Annotated in this window: 15 protein-coding genes; 7 read left to right on the plus strand and 8 right to left on the minus strand. The window is 68.2% G+C overall.

Translation table 11 applies throughout. The features are described 5' to 3' along the window. Positions 1-154: 154 nt before the first annotated feature. Entirely contained in the window at positions 155-736 is a 582-nt protein-coding gene (locus ACFXIV_RS45135) for a hypothetical protein (RefSeq protein WP_379403634.1), read from the plus strand. Positions 737-1164: 428 nt separating this feature from the next. Here ACFXIV_RS45135 and ACFXIV_RS45140 read toward each other — a convergent pair whose 3' ends face one another. The 4 genes from ACFXIV_RS45140 to ACFXIV_RS45155 all read right to left on the minus strand — a co-directional run bounded on the left by ACFXIV_RS45140 (position 1165) and on the right by ACFXIV_RS45155 (position 8052). Then, on the minus strand, positions 1165-3852 hold the full coding sequence (locus tag ACFXIV_RS45140) for a relaxase/mobilization nuclease domain-containing protein (protein ID WP_379403633.1): 2688 nt from the start codon (positions 3850-3852) through the stop codon (positions 1165-1167). Between the two features lie 34 nt (positions 3853-3886). After that, the gene (locus tag ACFXIV_RS45145) at positions 3887-4414 is read right to left on the minus strand and encodes a MobC family plasmid mobilization relaxosome protein (protein ID WP_379403632.1); all 528 of its coding nucleotides are present in this window, start codon (positions 4412-4414) and stop codon (positions 3887-3889) included. 666 nt (positions 4415-5080) lie between these two features. Continuing rightward, positions 5081-6847: a hypothetical protein gene (locus tag ACFXIV_RS45150; RefSeq protein WP_379403631.1), complete on the minus strand. Its 1767-nt coding sequence runs from the start codon at positions 6845-6847 to the stop codon at positions 5081-5083. Then, positions 6847-8052, minus strand: coding sequence for a hypothetical protein (locus tag ACFXIV_RS45155; RefSeq protein ID WP_379403630.1), 1206 nt, complete (start codon positions 8050-8052; stop codon positions 6847-6849). Before ACFXIV_RS45155 ends, ACFXIV_RS45150 begins: the two co-directional genes overlap by 1 nt. 367 nt (positions 8053-8419) lie before the next feature. On the opposite strand from ACFXIV_RS45155, the gene ACFXIV_RS45160 reads away from it, so the two are divergent. Beyond that, positions 8420-9244: a ParA family protein gene (locus ACFXIV_RS45160; RefSeq protein WP_379403629.1), complete on the plus strand. Its 825-nt coding sequence runs from the start codon at positions 8420-8422 to the stop codon at positions 9242-9244. Further along, positions 9241-9576: a hypothetical protein gene (locus tag ACFXIV_RS45165; protein ID WP_379403628.1), complete on the plus strand. Its 336-nt coding sequence runs from the start codon at positions 9241-9243 to the stop codon at positions 9574-9576. Before ACFXIV_RS45160 ends, ACFXIV_RS45165 begins: the two co-directional genes overlap by 4 nt. A gap of 96 nt (positions 9577-9672) precedes the next feature. On the opposite strand, the gene ACFXIV_RS45170 is transcribed toward ACFXIV_RS45165, so the two are convergent. From ACFXIV_RS45170 to ACFXIV_RS45185, 4 genes are all read right to left on the minus strand, one after another. Beyond that, positions 9673-10821 carry a hypothetical protein gene (locus ACFXIV_RS45170; RefSeq protein WP_379403627.1) on the minus strand — a complete coding sequence of 383 codons (1149 nt, stop codon included), beginning with the start codon at positions 10819-10821 and terminating at the stop codon, positions 9673-9675. Between the two features lie 562 nt (positions 10822-11383). Continuing rightward, a complete protein-coding gene (locus ACFXIV_RS45175; protein ID WP_379403626.1) occupies positions 11384-11962 on the minus strand; it encodes an isochorismatase family cysteine hydrolase in 579 nt (192 codons plus the stop codon). After that, the gene (locus tag ACFXIV_RS45180; RefSeq protein WP_379421463.1) at positions 11959-12843 is read right to left on the minus strand and encodes a hypothetical protein; all 885 of its coding nucleotides are present in this window, start codon (positions 12841-12843) and stop codon (positions 11959-11961) included. Before ACFXIV_RS45180 ends, ACFXIV_RS45175 begins: the two co-directional genes overlap by 4 nt. Before the next feature lie 260 nt (positions 12844-13103). Beyond that, positions 13104-13508, minus strand: a complete 405-nt coding sequence (locus ACFXIV_RS45185) for a GntR family transcriptional regulator (RefSeq protein ID WP_379403624.1) — start codon at positions 13506-13508, stop codon at positions 13104-13106. A gap of 123 nt (positions 13509-13631) precedes the next feature. On the opposite strand from ACFXIV_RS45185, the gene ACFXIV_RS45190 reads away from it, so the two are divergent. From ACFXIV_RS45190 to ACFXIV_RS45205, 4 genes are read left to right on the plus strand one after another with little or no spacing between them, the layout of a single operon-like run. Then, positions 13632-13874, plus strand: a complete 243-nt coding sequence (locus ACFXIV_RS45190) for a hypothetical protein (protein WP_379403623.1) — start codon at positions 13632-13634, stop codon at positions 13872-13874. Beyond that, positions 13874-14176 (plus strand): hypothetical protein, encoded by a 303-nt coding sequence (locus ACFXIV_RS45195; RefSeq protein WP_379403622.1) that lies wholly within the window; start codon positions 13874-13876, stop codon positions 14174-14176. Before ACFXIV_RS45190 ends, ACFXIV_RS45195 begins: the two co-directional genes overlap by 1 nt. Beyond that, positions 14176-14409 carry a hypothetical protein gene (locus tag ACFXIV_RS45200; protein WP_379403621.1) on the plus strand — a complete coding sequence of 78 codons (234 nt, stop codon included), beginning with the start codon at positions 14176-14178 and terminating at the stop codon, positions 14407-14409. Before ACFXIV_RS45195 ends, ACFXIV_RS45200 begins: the two co-directional genes overlap by 1 nt. After that, a complete protein-coding gene (locus ACFXIV_RS45205) occupies positions 14406-15410 on the plus strand; it encodes a DNA cytosine methyltransferase (RefSeq protein ID WP_379403620.1) in 1005 nt (334 codons plus the stop codon). The genes ACFXIV_RS45200 and ACFXIV_RS45205 overlap by 4 nt, the downstream gene beginning before the upstream one ends.

Consider the following 15410-nt stretch of genomic DNA (forward strand, 5'->3'; position numbering starts at 1 on the left):
AGGACATGCATCGCTCCCCTACGTGATCACTTTCCGGACTCGAAAACTCCACACACCTTTTGCACTGTCGTGGATTTCCGGGCAAATTTCGTCCGGCGAAAATCGGTAGGCTCGCTGGATGGCGACCACTCTCTGCCCGCGATGTGGTGATTCCGTGCCCTCGACGGCTGGCCAGCGTGGCCGCCCTCCGGTGTGGTGCTCACCGGAATGCCGACGCCTGGCCTCCGAGGAACGCCGTGCCGCACGTGCCGGCGGGCGCGCGGTCGAGGTACACGAGCAGGTCCGGGAGAAGGTGATCGTGCGCACCCGCTCCATCTCCCCCGACAGCGCAGTGGACAAGGTGCTCTCCGACAGCGCGGCGACCGAGAAACTGCTGCGGGTACTGGCGCACCGCCGACGCCACGATCCGCCCCAGACAACGAACGAGAAGTGGACCGATCAACGGATGCGGCCGTTTCTGTACGAACTGTGGCAGGCCTACCACGACGCGGCCCCCGAAGCGCCAGTCGCGATGCCCGAGACAGTCGAATCGACTGCCGCGACCGCTGCAGCGCACCGTGCCGCGGTCGCCCTGGTGCTCAGTTCACCGCGTTCCATCCGCGAGGTGCTGACCACTCTCGCCGGGTGGGCGCGCGCGGGAACCCTTGCCCGCGGCGAGCATTCGGCGACTGTGCGGGCTGCCGGTGAATTCCTCGACGCGATGCTGGCCAGCCGACTGCTCCGCGCCCGCCGCTGACCTTCATCCCGATCGCTCGCGTGGTGTCTCGGTGGCAAGCCAGCGCAGCTGGGGCGGCAGCTATTCGAAAGGTGACCACCTCGACAACCGCCGGCATCCGCGCCGCGGTCCGCGAGCCCGCCCCACCCCTTCACTTGTTCCAGACGTTCCCGACTGGTTTTCCGTTCCGCCCCGGCCCTGGTTTCTTGACCACCCTCGATTGAGTGCTCGCAGAGCGAGGGTGGTCAAGAAACCGGAAGCCCGCGGACGGAAGGGCCGGGGCGGAACGGAAAACCAGCAGTTCACCCGAACCTTCCGGGTGATGACCAGGGTGATGACCAGCCTGATGACTGGCCTGATGACCAGGGTGATGACCCTGCTATCCCGTCGGTCATCACCCTGGTCACCGGTCTGGTCATCATCCCTGCGGGCCGTGTGCGTTCCGCCTGCTATCGGCCGATCCCGTGGTCAGGTCCGCGGCCCCGATCCAGCGGCCGGTGAGACATCTCGGGCGTGGTACCGGTCGACGGTGACGGGTGCCATTGGGTGGCGTTCTGGGTTGTGGTCTGGGTGCGGGAGGCTGCTTCACGGGCCTGCTCGGCAGGGGTGAGCTTCGCCCGCCGCGCGTGTTCGGTTTCGACGGTCTGCAGGTCCCGCTGTAGCTCGTAGAGGTAGGTGGCATCCTCGTTGGCGTGGTGCTGGTCGGCACTCAGCGCCATGTTCAGCCGCGTCTTCTGGTCTCGCGGGTCGGCGTGCCGCAGTGTCGAATTCCAGTCGTGCTCAGGCACGCCGGCCGCCTTCGCGGCGACCTCGGCGGCTCGGGCGGAACCGGTGACGTGTGGCGCGATGTCGTCGAGCTGGGTGAGGGTCTCAGCGAGCTCGGCCTGCAGTTTGCCCCGTGCCAGGACCTTGCGGCGCGGCAGCTCGGCCAGCTCCTGCTCCAACCGGGTGCGCTTCCCGACGAGTTTCTGCTGCGCGAGGGCGAGCTGAGCGGCGTCGTCGCGGGCCTTCTGCGCGGCGGGAATCTTCTCCGCCGCCCGCGTCTCGGCAGCGAAGGCCGCACGGACCTCCACAGCACGCGGGCCTTGGCCCGTCCGACACGCCTCGACCTCGGCGGCCAGCAGCTCGACCTCGGCCCGCCGATGCGCCAGTTCACCGTCGAGCAAGGCATCGGTCCACTCGCGCGGGCTCAGACCCTCCGACCCGAACCCCCTACTGGCTATCGCCGCCGACCGCAACCCTGCCCGCTCGGTATCGGACAGATCGCTGTAGAACACCCGCCGCTGCTGTGCGGCAACGGATTCCGCTGGCGGTGGCGTGATCGGCCCAGGGGCCGCAGCATCGACCTGGCGCGCGTCGACGTCGGTCGTGTGGTCGGGACCGGTCGGCTGGTCGGTCTCGGGCGAGACAGTGATGGCTGCGGCGGCCAGGCCCCGTTGCGCGGCCCGCCCGGCAGCGGCCGTGAACACCTGCGCGGCGTCGCGGTCCCATTGGAAGCGGCGGTCTTCGAGCTCGCTCTCCCATTGCGCGCGAACCGGATCCAGGTGCTGGTGGGTCATGAGATCGACCTCCACCGCGCGCCCGAGTTCCCCACGCGACCGATGCGCCCGCGCGACTTCGACTACGACCGCCAGCGCCAGCAGCAAGAGCAGAAGCATCAACGCCAGCAGCAGCGCCGCCATCAGCACCGCGGCGTCCTCGCCCGCCTCACGCCGATGGCTGCGCGGGACACCGACTCCGGGGTTGGTCAGCAGCAGTTTCGCCGTGTCCCCGAACACGTTCGACTGCGCCGTACGCGTCGGCCGCCATCGCTGGGATGCGCGTTCGACCTGCGCCGACCGCGTCATTTCCTTCGCGGCCGCCGCGAACGCACCGGGCTGATCGCCCTCGAAGACCTCCGACCAGGCCGCGAAGACGCCGGCGGCCTGCCCCGCCATATAGGCCCACTGGCGCCGGTCACCGTGCGGGATCTGCGCGAGCCGCTCGCGCCATCCCGCGATGTCTTCAGCGGCCCGCTGCCACGCGTCCACGCCGTCCCCACGCTCACGGCGCGTCGTCTTCGACGCGCCGCCGGTGCGCGCATTCCATGCGGACAAGGCTTCTCGGCGGGCCTGGGGGCTGTCGTCCCACTGCTGTTCGCGCAACGCGCGCAAGGTGAGGTCCTTGGCGAGTGTGCCGCCGCCGACCCACGGGCCGATCTCGCTGCCATCGCGACGCCAGCGCACCGAGTAGCCGGTCACCTCGTCGGTGGTACCGGTGGCGTAGCGCGGGCGGATCGAGATCCCCACCGCCCGCAACCCGGTCACGAACTCCGTCTCCGAATCCGAGGCCACCGCGTGCGCGCGCACTAGCCGCCGCAACCGTTCCCGCTCGGTCTCGGGAGCATCGAGGCGTTTGGCGCGCTCGATCTCCGCGCGCGAATTCTGCGACAGCCCACCACCTTCCTTCCGCGTGGTGAGGATCTGCAGCCCGAACTCACGCTCCAACTCCCCGCACACCTCATCAGCGCGCGGCCAGTCGCCCTTGGCCTTGCCCGGCCCGTAGTCGAAGGTCGACACCTTCGACCCGTCTTCGCGGATCAGCGAGGCCGCGATATGGATGTGGTCCTGGCCGTCGCCCTTCTCGCCGGAATGCCCGTGCCGCACCGCCGCCCACCGCGCCTGGGCGACCTTGCCGTCCTTGGTGCCGGTGAATCCCATCCGCGCCATGAACTCATTGACGACCTGCGACCACTTCGCATCGTCGAGCTCCTCCCCCGGCTGCAACGCCAGCACGCAATGCCACACCGGCGCATTGCGCATCACCGACTTCTCGCCCTTCCGCGCGGGCTCGACCACATCCGCACCAAGCTCACGGCCACCCACCCCGACCGCGACTGGCTTGGCCCTCATCCGGGCCTGCGTGCCGTAGAGCGCGCGCGGGATCTCGATCTCGTGCGCCACCGACAGGGCCGCCTCACGCGACGCCGCGGTGACCTCCGGACTCTTGCCGTCGAAATGCTCCAGGAACTGGGCGCGCATCACCGTGGGCGAGCCCGCGATGATGTGCCGGTCCTTGTGTTCGTTGTGGTCGCCCTTGCCCAGCAGGTAGACCATCAGGCCGCCGAGCTTCTGCCCGCGGGATATCTTCGCGATCACGCCGGCCACCTCCGCGCCCGTGGCCACCGGCGGCTCATCGCCGCACCGCTTCCCGCGCCAGCTCCTCCATGCGCTCGGCTCGCTCCCGCAACTCCGCCATCGTCTCGCGCAGTTCCTCGACCACCTCCAGTACCTCTGCGATCTCCCCCGAGGCGACACCGGCGGCGTTGAACGCGTGCGCGATCTGGTTCAGGTTGCCGCCGATCTTCGCCAGCTGCTCCAGCCGCACCTCGTCCAGCGCGCCCGTCGCACTCATCAACGACGCCGACAGCGCCTTGCGCTGCGGCCACGGCAGCCACGGCTTATCCCCGCTCCGATCGCCCTTCGACGACGCCGGCGCCGGATACACCGCCGCCTGCACCACGAACCACGGCACCGTGCAGGACACCTCGTCCGCCAACTGCGCGACCTTCGCGAACTCCGCCGCCGAGAACACCACCTCCAAGGTCCGCTTCTCCCCCTCGATATTCGGGCGCCGCCGCCGCCGGCGCGCCCGCGCCAGGTTCTGCGAACCCCGCTTCCGGCCCTCCGACGACCCCGCCACACCCTGCTCCGCGACCACTCGCGACCACCTCCGCTCGTCGGAAAACCTCGGCCCAGCGCAGCGACCACCCGCCAGGGTGGGCTCCTCCCCCGGAGGAGCACCTCGTTTACCCTGGGTAAACGTTACCTTGCTCCGCCTGGGGCTCAGTATGAGTGTACCGGGAAGATGATCAGGTGGGAGCGTTCGTTGACGTGACTGCATAGGGAGATGGTGGGCGCGGATTCGGCTGATCGGGGGCTGTGTAGGACACGGTGTGGGACGGACACGGTAGGACACGGTGTGGGACGGACACGGTGTGGGAGGTGACAGAGCGGTCGGTTTGCGCGGTGGTCGTAGCGTCGGGTGAATGAGTGGATCGCATGCCGAGCGTGCCGACGAGTTCGCGTTCCAGGCCAAACAGGAATTGCAGATGCTGCTGAAACTGACCGAGTCAGCAGTGATGGCGGACAGCGTCGAGCCCGGGTCGACGTATCGGCTCGCCGCCAGCACGGCCGAGGGCGACAAGGGTCTCCACGGTCGAGGTGCGGTGGATGCGCATCCGAGCGCTCCAGAAGCAGGCGCAGATCCACGCCACGCTCGCGCTCAACGACACCCTGCTCGTGCGCGACCTGTAGTCTCCGAGAACGCGACAGTCCCCGGCGGATACGGACCGCCGGGGACTGTCGCGTTTCTGTGCGAGGGAGGTTATCCGCGCAGGCTGATCACCGGTGCCATGGGGCCGGTGCGCTCCTGCTCGACCTGGGTGGCGAGTGCCAGCCATCGGCCCGTGGTGTCGCGGTGGGGACCGATTTTGTCGCGGTAGATCCGGTCAACGCCGAGGCCCTGCCGGCGGTGGGCGATCAGCACGCGGGCCACATCGGCGACGGCGTACCGGTCCTTGCGAGGAATCCGGGGGTGTACCTCAGCGGCCAGTGCCCACAGTTCCGCGTCGTCCTCACCAGTTCCCTGCTCGGTTGCGGCCTCCTCTGCGCGGTGCTCGGATTTCTCGGGGTGTACGGGTGCACGGTTTCCTCGGGGTGCGCGGTGCACGGCCTCCTGCACGGGTGCGCGGTGCACGGTTTCGGTCACCTGGTCGGGGTGCGCGGTGCTCGGAAACTGCTCGGTTTCCTCGGCGGGGCTCCACGGTTCGGCCTCCGTGACGGTCTCGGCGACTGGAGCCGGGTGCACGGTTTCCTCGGCCTGCACGGTCTGCACTGTCGGGGCAGCGACAGCGGTCTGCGCGGTGTGCTGCGCCGGCGTGTGCTCGATACCCGGAAGGTGTGCAGGTTCGGGCGAGGTGCCGTCGTCCAGGTCAGCGAGGCTGTCACCGAATTGCGCAGGCCCGGTGGTGTTGGCGCTCTGCGCGGTGTGCTGCGCGGTGTGGACCGGTTCCTGCACGCTCAGCTCGGGAGCCGTGGCGGCCTCCTCGCTGGGAGCGTGCTGCACGGTTCCGTAGGCCGTGGTGCGCGGAAACTGCTCGGTTCGGGTCGTGGCGGATTCGGCGCGCTGCACGGTTGCAGTGGCGGCCGGGGCGGCGTGCTGCACGGTTTCGTCGGCCTGCACGGTTCCGACCTCGGGGGCGTGCTGCACGGTTTCGGGTAGTGCGTGCAGGTTGCTGCGCGGGCCTGCACGGTGCACGGTCGGCACCTGCGGCAGGTGCACGGTTTCGCCGGGGGTGATCTGCGCGGCCCAGATTTCGCGGGCGTGGGTGTAGTCCTTGCCGAGGGAATGCAGCACCAGCATGCTCGCGCCGATCATCGTCGGTGCGATGCCGTGCAGGGTGGCCGCGTAGTAGTGGCCGTCCTTCAGGTACGGGTAGGTGTTCATCGCCAGGGCGAACCCGAACAGGGCGATCTCGGCCAGCCGGGTGACGGTCGAGGGCTCGTGGCCTGACTCCTGCACCTTGGCGGCACCGAGGGCGAGGATGATCAGCAGGCCCGAGATCATGCCGTCGACAAGGAACGACGCCCAGAACATCGGGTCGGCGGATCCACCCGGCGCCATGTTGTTCTGCACGTTGATCGCGCTCCACACCAGGCCCGCGCAGATGATCGCCGCGCAGCCGAAGCGGGTCCACCGGTTGTAGCGGTGTAACTCGGCCACCCGGGACGCCGGCGCGGCCGCGCGGCGCTGCGCGGCCAGCGCCTTGCGCGCGTCGACCGCGTCGCGGATATCGGCTTCCCGGATCGTCTTGCTCGCCTGCCGGATCGCCGCGGCGGCCGCCAGCTGGTCGACCAGCTCGGCGCGTTCCAGCTCCCGCAGAGAGGCGCGTCGGAACTCCGCCAGCTCACGCTTGGCGGCCAGCTCGGCCTCCGATGGCACTTCCGACAGCACCGCGTCGGCATCGCCGTCCAGCAGCGCCAAGCGCTGACGCGCCGAGGTCAGCTGATCGGCCAGCGCCTTCGGATCCGGCACGGTCACGGTGTGCCCGCGCGGATCGCGGGGCGGTGTGGTTTTGAGGCGGGAGAACATCAGCGGACCTCTTTCTGGGCGTTGAGCTGGTTTTCGAGTCGGGTGATGGTCTTCTCGGCGGTGGCCAGTGCCCGCTCTAGCGTCTGGGCGCGGGTGTCGGCGGTGGATTGGAAGCGCGCGATCTCAGCGGCATGGTCGGCGCGGGCCTGCTCGCTTTGGGCGCGAGCGTCGGCGCGGACGCCGGCCAATTCTTCCTGCAGTCGGGTGATTTCGGCGCGGTCGCCGGTGGCGCGGGCCTTGGCGTCGGCGACGGCGTCGGAGAGCTGGGTACGCAGCCGTTCGGCCTCGGCGCGCGCGTCGGTGGCGGCCTGCTCGGCGGCGCGCTGCTCGGCCTCGGCGTGATGCTGCGCTGCGACGGCGGCGGCCCGCTCGTCGTTCGTGGCCGTGATCTGCACTGCCGCAGCACGTTCCACCTCTTCGATGCGGTTCTCGGCGGCCCGTTCGGCAGCCTCGACGTCGGCGCGGGCCTGCTGCTGCGCGGTCGCGACCTTCCGCTCGGCGTCTGCGGTGCCCTCGGCCAGCTTGGTTTCGGCCGTTTCGGCGCGGGCGTTCGCGGCGGCGACCTCTCCCCGGGCCTCGGCGAGTTTGGCGTCACGGTCGGTGAGCGCGTCCTCGGCTGCACCTTCGGCCAGCGCCTTGTCCTCCATGGCGCGGGCCAGCTCACGGCGCGCGGTGAGAGCGTCGGCCTCGGCCTCGGCGGCGCGGGCGTTCGCGGCGGCGATCTCGGCGTCGGCGTCGCGGCGCGCGGCCGACACCTCCGCGACAGCGGCATCCGGATCCCCGGCGGTGGCCACGACCTGCTGCGCGGTCGCGAGGATCTCTTCGAGCTGGGCGCGGTGTGCGGTGGTGACCATCTCCCACTGCGCCAGCAGCTCCGCGAGGGAAGCCCGCGCGGAGGTGACCGGGCGGCCCGCAGGCTTGCGGCGCGCCACAGCACCGCCGGCGGCTTCGAGGGCCTCGTCCTTCAGGGTGCGTTTGCGCTGGAACGCCGTCGGCCGGTCATGCATGCGCAGCGTGCCGTCCGGGTCGACGTGCGCCTGCCCGCAGTAGTCCGTCGGTCGGCCCCGGCCCTCCGACGGCGGCAACGGATGCCCCGCCACCTGGTACTCGCCCGTCTCGACGACGTAGGCGACCGGGAATTGACAAACGCGCTGCTTGACCGTGCCGGAACCGGCGGGCCCGGCGCTCTCGGAGTGTTCACTCATACCCCCGATTCTACCATATTTCGTTTCATTTTAAACGTTAAAACAGATTTGAAATACGTTTTAACGTAACGTTTTTCTCGCGGTCGAGCGTCCCCACTGGGGTGCGCGGGGGTCGCGCGTCTGCCGGGGGCCGACGTTGTCCATCTCGGACAGCAAGCTCGGGGGCCGCGCGGAATCTGGGCGGGAGCGTGAGGGGCCCGGTTCTGTGGGGAATCGCTGGCGGCCGGGTGACGCGGCGACTACGACCTGGTCATCATCGACAACCCGCCGTCGCTGCTGCGCCAGCTGCTAGCTAGCACGCCTAGCATGCATAGCTAGGCGTGTTTCGCCTGCTAAGGATGCTTGCTAGTGGTGTTAGGTTCGCTTCGTGAGCATCGACAGCGAGCGGAGTCAGCCTCGGCGGCTCGTGATTGCGAATCAAAAGGGCGGCGTGGGGAAGACCGCGACCGTTCTGGGTCTGGCCAGCGCGATCAAACACGCCGGCGGGCGAGTGCTGATCATCGACATGGACCCCCAGGGCAACGCCACCGGCGGGGTGGGCGTCGAAGTCGAGGCCGAGCAGAAGACGGTCGCGGACCTGTTCGACCGCGGCGTCAAAACCGGCGACCTGGTCGACGTAGTCGTGGCCTCGGAATGGGACGGCGTCGACATCGCCCCCGCCGACATCGAGCTGGGCACGGTCGCGGAGTCCGGCAACTCCGATGTGGTGTGGCGGCTCGACATGGCGTTCGAGGGCGTGGACCTGTCCGCCTACGACGTCGTGCTGTTCGACTGCCCGCCGACACTCGGCACGCTGCTGTTCGCGCCGCTGACAGTCGCCGATGAGGTCCTCATCGTCACCGAGGCCAGCCGCGACAGCCTCAAAGGAGTCAGCGAGCTCGAGCGCACCATCCAGCGCGTGCAGCGCCGGCCGAATCCGCGCCTGAAAATCGGCGCGATCGTCATCTCCAAGTTCAAGGCCCGCGGCGAGCACCTGAGCCGTGAGCCCGAGCTGCGCGAGGCGTACGGGACCCTCGGCGAGAACGGCGGCCTGGTCGCCCGCACGAAGATCCAGGACCTCGGAGCCCGCGAGGACGCCCACTCCGAATCCAGGCCCATGCACGAATTCCGGGGTGGCAAGGCCCTCTCGCTGCAGGTCGCCTACACCGACCTCGCCCGCGAGCTCGGACTCCCGGCAGGGGTGCCCGCATGAACGCCGTGAACCGCAAGCCCGCGATCCAACGCCACCATCCCGCCGACGACATCCCCGAGAAGCCCGCAGCAGCTGCGCCTGCAGCAGAGCCGGAGCCATCGACGGGGCCCGCGCTGACCGTGCAGGCCCCGTCGATGGCGGCCCCAGCGCCAGCAACTCCGCTCCAGGAACGACTGATCGAGCAGCACAACGTCCGCATCCGGCCCTCTACCAAGGAGCGCCTGGGCCGCGCCGTCGACAAGCTGCGCTACGAGACCGGAGACCGGTCGATCTCCATCGCCTCCATCACAGACCAGGCGCTACGCGAATACCTTGACCGCAAGGGCTGCTAACGCCCTGAGCTGCACAAACACGGGCTAGCTAGGTCTGCTAGCGCACCTAGCTAGCACGCGGTGCGATCCCTACTCGCGTGCTCACACGCGGGGAACTCAGGTCACCGACGAACCGTCGCGGGCCTGCTGGGCGAGCTGGCGACGGGCGTACTCGGCCGCGCGTGCCCGGTCGGCGGCCCGGCTGGTGGCGCCCGCGCCGATCGCTCGGCTGTACCGCATGGCCTCACGCCGACCGGGGGAGTCCGGCCCCGCTGCCGCCATCGCCGCGGCCCGGGCTTCCTCGCGCTGGCGGGCCCGGTGCTGGCGTTCGGCCTGCTCGATCTCGGCTTCGCGGGCGCGGTCCAGCGCGGCCGGCGGTGCGTCGATCGGGGTGTGGCCGAGGAGCCAGGCCAGGTAGCGGTATGGGTTGTCGGGCCGGTCGAAGATGCGTTTGCCCGCGATGGTGACGTCGTTGAGCGCCATGTACACGTCGTCGGCGGTCCATCGGGCCAGTGCTCGTTTGGTCACCACGGCCGCCAGGCCCTGGGTGGGCATCCGTCGTACCCAGGACGGGAATCGCGCGTCGGCTTTGATCCTGGAGGCCAGCAGTAGGGCCTCGGGATCGTAGGCTCGGGTCGATTTCTTGCGCGGCCCTTTCTTGTCGATGCCGCGCGGAGCGCGTCTTTCCCTCACGTTCTTGGTGGAAGAGACCACCGTCTCTCGTAACAGAAAAAGGGAACCGCCACTTCGTGGCAGAGGGGTGACAAAGTCCTGTTGGAGAAGGGTTTCCACTACCTGGTTATCCACAAGGTGTGAGTAAGCGGGTGACTCGATAAGGGCGGCGACGGCCGTCCAGCCGCGGTACCGGTCTTCGCGCTCCCAGCCCTCCAGGCGTTCGGCCTTGGTGCGGTGTCGGCCCCGGAAGACCACCTGGCGCAGGTCCATGAGCCTGCCCAGCTCGCGGCAGCGTTTCACGGTGCGGGGGCTGCGTTCCATCACTTTGGCCAGGTGGCGCACCGAGGGGCGGCATCCGCGGCCGTCGATGATGTTGGCGCACTGGGACTCTGCGATCAGCCAGGCCAGGAAGGTGGAGCGCTTCACGCTGGGGGCGCGCAGTGTGGCGCGCAGCTCGTGGTAGAGCTCGTCGTAGAGGGCCAGGCCGACAGCGACCCATCGCCGGCGCGACCACCAGCACGATGGGACGTCCTTGTAGGCGTCCTCGGGCAACTCGAGTCGCAGTGGCGGCAGCGCGAACAACGCAGCCATCGGCCTGAGGCCGCAGCGGCGGCGCCGGACAGGGGAGGAGGTGCAACCTCGTCCAGATACACGAGAGGGCAGCCCGACCGAGACATCCGCAAAATCGTGACCGGCTACACCGGCTGCGATCCTTTGTTGCAGACGTACGGCCTTGCTACCCTGAGAACCGCTTCGCAAAAGCGTGGTCCTATCAGGGTCCTGAAGAGCCCCCAGTTGGCGCTGGGGGCCTTCGCAATTTTGGGGTCAGTTTCCGCGCGTCATCAGCACGCGACTAGCAACTCAGGCTGACATCGGAAGCGATTCTTGGTTCGGGTCACGAACTCCGGGATATTCGGGCAGGCCCAGCTCGCGCCTCAGCGCAATCTCCAGCAGTGCTCGCTTACTCAGTCCTCGCGCACTGACGGCCGCATCTAAGGCGTCGATGACTTCGTGCGAGAGGTTCGTGCCGACAGGTTTCGTGGCGGGGAGCTTCTCTCTAGCCATGACAGCAAGTACTAGTACTTTCCTGGCTGAGAAAGTGGGAGGCGCGCCGATAGTTCGTGAGTAATTGCGGAAGTTCGAGGCCGAGTGCTCATGTCGCAGGCGCAGTTTCGATTGCGGCCCGAACATCACGGGCCTCGATGAGCTGACTGGCCCCCACGAGGCGTGAGATGTGCAGCAGGGCTGAGTTGTGGACCTCTTGCGCAGGGTGACGAGTTGCGTTGGAGGCCACTGCATCTCGCACTACCCACGGGATGTACCCGCGCTCGAAGGCGTCGAGCGCGGTCTTCAAGACACATGCGTCCGTGGCGATTCCGCAGATGACGAGGTCGGTGACTTCCAACTGATCGAGTAAGGCCAGTCCCTCGTCGGTCAGCGCGGTGTACGTCTTCTTGTCCAGGATCTGAGCGCCGGCGCGTGATGTGAGCGGTACCAGCTCCTCGACGATGTCAGTCTCGGGCGGGCCGTAGAGGGCTCGCCAGCCGATCAAGGTCTCGTAAGGGGAGCCCTCATAGTTCCAGTATCGGGTGAAGATGGTCGGTCGCCCTGTGTCGGCCCAGCGGGTGGCCAGATCGAGGATCACTGGGACTGCAGGCGCGGAATGCTCATTGACGAAACCGTTTTGGGCGTCGACGACCAGCAGGGCCGCCTTATCAAGTGAGAGCGTCATCGCCCTGCCTCCTTGAGTGCTTCCATGGCGACGCTGAGTTGTTCGGGCAGGCCGCTGGTGGACACGATCGCGTCGCGCATCGCCTGGTGCTGTCCAGTCTCCTGGGGCCGAGGCGTAAGCAGTACCGAGCGGGCCGCGCGTAGGAATCCGTACCCGTAGTTGTCGAAGATCTGCGGATCTGAGCCGTTTTCGACCTGCTCGTTGATGTGGGCGGTCAGTGCCCACACGGCTTGTAGGCCGATCTCGAGTGCGACGAGGTCCTGTTCGGGCAGTGCTCGCAGGGGGTCGTGTGGGTGGTAGACGACGCCGGACCAGCTCGACCAGGCGCCCGAGACTCCTGGGGTGCTAAACGATTTCATCTCCTGCGGGTGATATCCGGTGGAGAAGAGTTCCTGTTCGACGCGCTCGCCGTTGACCTGTGCAGCGGCCAGGTCTTCGAGGTCGTGGTCGACGAGAATGCGGGGGGCGCAGATCAGGCGCAGCCCAGTGTCGAGCATGGTGCCGACCCAGGGAGCCGAGTACACCCAGTAGAGGCTGAGCACGTAGGAGGCCTGGACGGATTCGCCGGTGAGGCTGCTGAGTTGGGCGCTGGCCCACTCCAGGTTCTCCGTGTAGGACCGGTATCGCCAGATGGCCAGAGTGGTCACATCAGGCACCTCAAGGTCCTCGACGAGGTGGATGATCGCAGTACCCCAGGGCCAGACATGGAGGGTGCACTCGTCGCCGGCGTCTTCCATGCCTACAGCCCAACAGGGTGTTTTGCCGAGGTACCCGGTCATCTGTTCCATACCGAGCTCGGTGCTGAGCCGCTTCGCAGCGGCGGCTCCGATGTGCATGGCGATGAACTTGTGTGAGCGGACCCCGATTTGACTGCTCGCCATGGGTGCGAGGGCACCGACGGCGAGCAGGACATCGCCGGGTGGGGTGGTGCTCGACTCCCACGACGTGACATGTCCAGGCTTGATGTCACGGCCGACGAGTCGGCTCAGCGCTTCGGCGAAGGCTTTCGGAGACAGCCCAGCGGCTGATCTGGCCAGCGCCACACGGTTTCTCGCGATCGAGCGGTAGTCGGGCTGGTAGCTCGATCGCCTCGTGTGCAGTCCTGTGACAGTGCCAGGGCTCTGCGGGAGACGACTGACGTTCACCCTGCCTCCTGGATCGAGGTATCGGAGGCGGGCGAGTGCTCGAGACTGAGGTTGGAGTAGACCTCCTCCATCTGCGTTTCGAGGCGGGCGACCCGTTCCTCCATCTGGGCTTCGAGTCGAGCGACCCGGTCGCGCAGATCCTCGAGCTCGTCGCCGCTGGCGGTGTCAGGCTCTGTCGCCGACCGGACGAAGCTGCCGAGACCGTGGAAGGTCTCGACGAGGCCCTCGTCGCGGAGTTCGGACAGGGCTCGCTCGACGGTGTTGACGGAGACCTCCCACTGTTCGGCGAGGCTTGTCTTGGAGGGCAGCTGGTCGCCTGCAGCGTAGGTACCTGAGCTGACCTGCTGTCGAAGGTCGTCTGCTAGCTGCTGCCATCGCGGACGTCCGGGTCGTTTGGTCATGAAGCAAGAGTAAGTGACCCGGTATGACCCAGTCTCATACCACTCATACCTATTGACTTGGTATGACCTTTCTTGCTGTACTAGGTCATAGGTATCAGTAGGTATGAGTAGTGAGGACATGTCGTGACACAACAGCACACGAGCAGGGAAGTCGAGGCGACAGGGAACCTGATCCGGCTGGCAGAAGGCGCGGCACTGGTGCGCATGCACCCGCGGACCCTTCGCCGCTGGATCGCGCAGGGACGGCTGACCGGCTGGCGGATGCCGTCCGGTCACATCCATGTCGACCAGCGTGAGGTTCTGGGCCTGGCGCAGCCGATGGCGGCCGACACCGCTATCAGCACCTCTGACGAGGGCGCGGCGTGATGAACCTTCGACAGTTGATCCTGCACCCGCCCCGCCCGGGTGCGCCGGCCGCCGACTTCAGTGCGGCGCAGGTCGCTGGGCTGACTGCCGAGGTGGCGCGGCTTCAGGCCGAGCTGCGTTCGATGCAGGTGCTGGTGGATGAGGTGCTCGACCGCGAGAGCATGCACGTCTACGCGCCGGACATGGAGTGCCTGACCACCGCTGCCGTGATGGAGCGCCTCGGCACCCCGCGGGCCCGCCACCGGGCCGCCGCTCTCACCGAGGTGACCCTTCCCGGTCGCGCCGCGCTGGAGGTGGCGTGATGGCCCGCCGCGTAGTCGACATCTACGTCCCGGTCGTGCTGGCCGTGCCTGCGGTCGGTGTCCTGCTGTGGGGCGTGTTCCTCGCGGCGGTGGCGGCGGCCCTGATCGCTGTGGCGGTCAGCACCGCGCACTTCAGCGACGGATCGTCCACCGTCCCCACGACTTTGGGCGATTGCGCCCCGTTCTGCGCGATGCGCTCGGACGCCGCGCCCGCTCCGGAGGTGACCCGATGAACGGGCTCACCGCTACGGATCTGTTCGCCGGTGGCGGCGGTAGCTCGGAAGGGCTGCGCCAGGCCGGATACGACGTGCTGATCGCCGCCAATCACTGGCAGACGGCGGTGGACACGCACAAGGCCAACCACCCCGACACCGAGCACCGCCTGGCGAATCTGTCGGAGACCGATTTCCGGTCCTTCCCGCGCACCGATATCGCCTGGATCTCCCCGTCGTGTGTGTGGCATGCCCGCTCGGGTGGCCGTAAGCAGCCGCCGGTGCAGGCCGAGCTGCGCCGCGCCGATGAGGGATCGATCGACCGCGCAACGGCTTTCGCGGTCATCGCCGCGACCGAGGTGCACGCCTACGACGCGGTGATCGTCGAGAACGTCCCCGAGTTCATGAACTGGGGGCGCGGCGTGATGTACCGCTGGTGGCTCGACGGCATGACCGCGTTGGGCTACAAGCACCAGGTCGTCACCCTCAACAGCGCCGATGTCGGCCCGAACCCGGTGGCGCAGAACCGGATCCGCTTCTATGCGGTCTTCACCCGCCACGGCGACGTGAACCTGGAGGTCACTCCCGGGCCGCGCACCCCCGCGACCGCGATCCTCGACCCCGACCTGGGCGAGCTCAAGACCAGCCACGGCTACGTCGCCGCCCAGGTCGCCGAGATCGCGGTCCCGAACGTGCCGCACCTGACGGTGTACCGCAATCACGGCCGCGCCCGGCGTGCTGACCAGCACCAGCTGGCGACCGTGACCGCGGGCGGCAATCACCACGGCATCGCGACCGTCACCGACGCCGGCGTCTACCGGCGGCTGCTGAACAACCGCGAACGTGCACGCGCGCAGGGCTTTCCGGAGGACTACGTCTTCCACGGCAAGTCCGTGCCGGTGATCAAGAACGGCAAGCGCCGCTATATCGACGAGGTCCGAGCCCAGATCGGCAACGCCGTCTCGGTCAACGTCGCCCGCTGGTTCGGCGAGCGCATCGCCGCTGCTCTGGAGGTGGCATAG

Source organism: Nocardia sp. NPDC059236, from assembly GCF_042754085.1.
Taxonomy (GTDB): Bacteria; Actinomycetota; Actinomycetes; order Mycobacteriales; family Mycobacteriaceae; genus Nocardia.